The 3654-nt window shown below is 33.5% G+C and carries 5 protein-coding genes; all 5 read left to right on the top strand.

Going from position 1 to position 3654, the window contains the following annotated elements:
• Positions 1-271 precede the first annotated feature (271 nt).
• The 5 genes from DWZ16_RS15105 to DWZ16_RS15090 are packed head-to-tail and all read left to right on the top strand — an operon-like array spanning position 272 to position 3457.
• On the top strand, positions 272-1060 hold the full coding sequence (locus tag DWZ16_RS15105; RefSeq protein ID WP_118523177.1) for a hypothetical protein: 789 nt from the start codon (positions 272-274) through the stop codon (positions 1058-1060).
• A 51-nt stretch (positions 1061-1111) separates the two neighbouring features.
• Entirely contained in the window at positions 1112-1324 is a 213-nt protein-coding gene (locus DWZ16_RS15100) for a hypothetical protein (RefSeq protein WP_118523176.1), read from the top strand.
• Positions 1318-2205 (top strand): hypothetical protein, encoded by an 888-nt coding sequence (locus DWZ16_RS15095; RefSeq protein WP_118523175.1) that lies wholly within the window; start codon positions 1318-1320, stop codon positions 2203-2205. Before DWZ16_RS15100 ends, DWZ16_RS15095 begins: the two co-directional genes overlap by 7 nt.
• A gap of 50 nt (positions 2206-2255) precedes the next feature.
• Positions 2256-2429: a hypothetical protein gene (locus DWZ16_RS15640; protein ID WP_182427389.1), complete on the top strand. Its 174-nt coding sequence runs from the start codon at positions 2256-2258 to the stop codon at positions 2427-2429.
• Positions 2408-3457, top strand: coding sequence for a hypothetical protein (locus tag DWZ16_RS15090; protein ID WP_118523174.1), 1050 nt, complete (start codon positions 2408-2410; stop codon positions 3455-3457). Before DWZ16_RS15640 ends, DWZ16_RS15090 begins: the two co-directional genes overlap by 22 nt.
• The last annotated feature ends 197 nt before the right edge of the window (positions 3458-3654 follow it).

The raw sequence follows: 3654 nt of genomic DNA, 5'->3' as shown, positions 1-3654 counted from the left end.
GAAATTGGAAATATTTTAAAGCAGTTAACTTTTGAATCAGAGAGCTTTGAAAGGATACTTTATAGCTCTGGAGTTTATAAGGAAAAGAAGTTTAGGTATAGTATCTAAAGTTTAGGTATAGTATCTAAACTCAAGAAATTGGAAATATTTTAAAGCAGTTAACTTTTGAATCAGAGAGCTTTGAAAGGATACTTTATAGCTCTGGAGTTTATAAGGAAAAGAAGTTTAGGTATAGTATCTAAACTAAAAAAGAAGGGAGGGGAAATAGGGAATGTTTAAAGAAAATGTAAGCATGAAAGCCATGAATGAAAAGACAGTGGAAGTACTGAGGGAAATACATCATCAGTGTGAAGGAGTTTACACTGAGTTTGATCAGTTATACAAACAGATAGGAACAGATGAGCAGATTCCCTTAGATAAAGAGACTTTGCAAAGTACACTTGCCTTAGTGGCATGTGCATTTTCAAGTTTAAGTGATTATTTGAAATGGTACTCTGATGTGGAAGTAGAATATACTTCTGAAACTGATAGAGAAACAGAATTAACAATAGAATTAGAACAGGAGAAAGCAAAAAGTAATGCTGTGGAGGGTGCTATGGGAGAGCTGATGAAAGAGAGGGGAGAGGCATTCAATTTATCCCTAGACAGTCAAAAGAAACTGTCTGAAAGAGATGCACAGATAGAACAACAAAACAAACAGATAGCTGAGAAGGATAAGACAATAGCCAATCTGCGTAAGCAGTTAGAAATGGAAAAACAGAGAGCAGATACAGCTATAAGAAAAATAGATGACTTGGCTGAACAGAATAAGGCTGTATTGAGTTTAATAGCAGAAAATGCTAAGACATTAGCATTTCATAAAAAGATCAGAGAATCAAAGGGATCCAAGAGTCCTAACTACATTGAGGGAATAGATAATACTCAATTAGTCCAGGATTACATCAATGCTGGATATAATCTCAGGGCAATTTCAGATGAATACTCTGAAAAATACAAAATAACCTATGGTGCATTGAGACTTAGGTTAATAAATGCTGGAGTCTGGAAAGCAAAAAGTTAAGTTTATTTGCTATAATTAAAATAAAATTTTGGAATGGAAGGAGTGAGGACAGTGTGGAAGGCAAAACAGGAATTTCAGTATATCCTTGATAAGACATATAGTGCCTTACAAGGGGTGCAGAAAAGTTTAAATGAGCCATATCAGTATTTTGATAATCTTAACAGGGTTTATAAGGATAAGGGAAAACCCAATAAAAAAGTAGAAGCGTGTCTGACAGATATGGTCTGTGCAGTATCTGTTATTAATGAATTAAGCATGTGGTAATAAATGATGATATGTCATATAAAGATATGTTGCTTGATATTTTGCAAATAAAATATATTAGCGACAACTCGATAATCAAATTCCTTGAAAAAATGGTTAATCCAGAAGTTAGGACAGGTGAGGAACAAACTCAATATGTAAAGGGAATTAATAAAATTATTGGCGCAGATGACTTTGAGTTGGTTGTATCGGGAAAAATATCAAATGAATTGATTTATAAAATATATAAGCGACAAGCAGCAAAAAGCAATATGAAAAATCTTATTTTTGCTCCGTTGGGTAAAAAGCCAGATATAGTTATTGATGATGCCATTGCTAATGATATAAAAATTGTAGGAGATACAGACAATTGTCTGTTGTATGATTTTGAGCCTAATGCAGATGGATTATTATGGAACACACTTGTAAAATGGTGGGGTTCTGCACATGCAAGCGAAAATATTCAGAAAGATTTATTTAAGCGTTTACTTGATTCTTTAGATTCGCAACCGGAAAAAGATTTTTCTACTCAATATTATACAATATATCAAAATGCGAACGAGTATCCGGCACTAATTCCACAAGTATATTTACACTATGATCCTCATGCAAGGACTTGGAGAGGAAGTAATGTAGTATATACACATCAACGCATGGATTTCTTAATGCTTTTATCCAATGGTATAAGGGTGGTTATTGAAATTGATGGTAAACAACATTATTCAGAGGGAGATATTTCTTCTCCAAAGCTATATGCTGAAATGATGGCTGACACGAGAAAATTACAATTAAAAGGGTATGAAGTATATAGATTTGGCGGCTATGAGTTTATGGACAGTCAGCAAATGAAACAAACGGTTCGTGATTTTTTTGAGATGTTATTTAAAAAGTATTCTATATAGAAATACGGAGAAAGAGGTAGAAAAATATACATTCGAGGAGTGATGAACAAATGGGAAATTATTATGATAAAAAAAGTACTGGTGGAAGAACAACCTCAAAGATAGAAAATCAAGATTCAGTAGCAGCTATTTATGCGCTTGAACAATTACATTCTACAGATATTTTTGGTCTTGGTACAAAGATTGTGGATTTTTGTATAAAGTGCGAGGTGAAGAAGATATAGAGATTTTCAATAAGGAAAAGCATATTTTTATTCAGCTAAAAAGTTCTGTTATAGGGAAAAGCGATTTTGCAAATATTTTAGAACATTTTCTAACATTGAATAGTGATAACACTAGTACAGAGAATTTTTTTGTGTTAACTTCTTTTGTTCCTATACGAATAAACGAAAAGAATTTTAAAGAATATTTGGACGATTATGTGAATGTTTTAGTAAATCCATACGAAACAGACGAGAAAAAGAAGCAAGTTAAGGATGCTCTTATTTCGAATTTTGCTTTGTCAAAGTATGTAGATATTATTGATAAGGTTAGGGTAGAAGTAAGACCATTATTCAAGGATAGCAAAGATACAAAGGTAATATTCGGAAGGTATCTTAGGCTAAACTACATATTCAAAGACCCAGGAGACATAATTGCTGATAATTTGTATACCAACTTAACCAATAAGTTTGCTGAATTAAGAAGAAAAAGAGGCGCTATTACAAGAGCGGAATTGGAAGCGGTTGTAAATAGTGCAATAAGTAAAGGAAGTATTTTTTCTGGATTATCTTTATCCGTTGGTTATTCTAAAATAGAAAATGGTTATGTAGAAAATGAACAGAAAGTCAAAAAAAGAGATTTGATAATGGCAGGATTTAAAAAAGCCAAAAAAGATATAATGCGAGGATGGAGGAAAGCATATAGAAAGGAATTGATAATTAGTTGCATATTTAGTGCTAAAAGATGTCCTCAATGTGGACATCCAATGATGGCTAATATGATGGGGATATTTGGAATTGCATGTCCTAATTGTGGCTTTAATCCGTATGTGACAATGTTTATATTTTGTGAGTGCGGGGCGTATGAGGTTGTCAAAGCTCAGCCAGAATTAGAGGATGATAAGCAAATCCAATATTTAAAAGAATTCTTTGATGGTAGAGAAAGTGATGTGTGCAAAGTATGTGGGAAAAAATTGATTGATGAATATGTGGAAAATCGTATCTTTTATGCACCAATCCCATATCCGTATGAGGAAATAGATAATATGTAAACGCTCCATAGCAAGTACCTGTTCCTCCACTCCTTTTCTGCCATAATAGTCTCACACTATACAGAGTCAAAAAAGTTAAGTACTCAACTTTTTTGACCGCCTATGGAGGTCTAGCTATGAGCAGTCAAACAAGTTTGGTTGCTGAACAGGTTCGGTTGCAGCAATGGGCGGCACAGATCCAGGATTGTAAAAACCGC

The organism is Clostridium sp. AF29-8BH, assembly GCF_003478145.1.
GTDB classification, from domain to species: domain Bacteria; phylum Bacillota; class Clostridia; order Lachnospirales; family Lachnospiraceae; genus Otoolea; species Otoolea fessa.
Note: the sequence above shows the minus strand (reverse complement) of the source record. Positions and strands in the feature narration are given on the sequence as shown.

Excerpts from the sequence above, each read along its gene's own strand:
- DWZ16_RS15640 (WP_182427389.1), top strand. The coding sequence starts at position 2,256 with ATGGGAAATTATTATGATAAAAAAAGTACTGGTGGAAGAACAACCTCA.
- DWZ16_RS15105 (WP_118523177.1), top strand. The coding sequence starts at position 272 with ATGTTTAAAGAAAATGTAAGCATGAAAGCCATGAATGAAAAGACAGTG.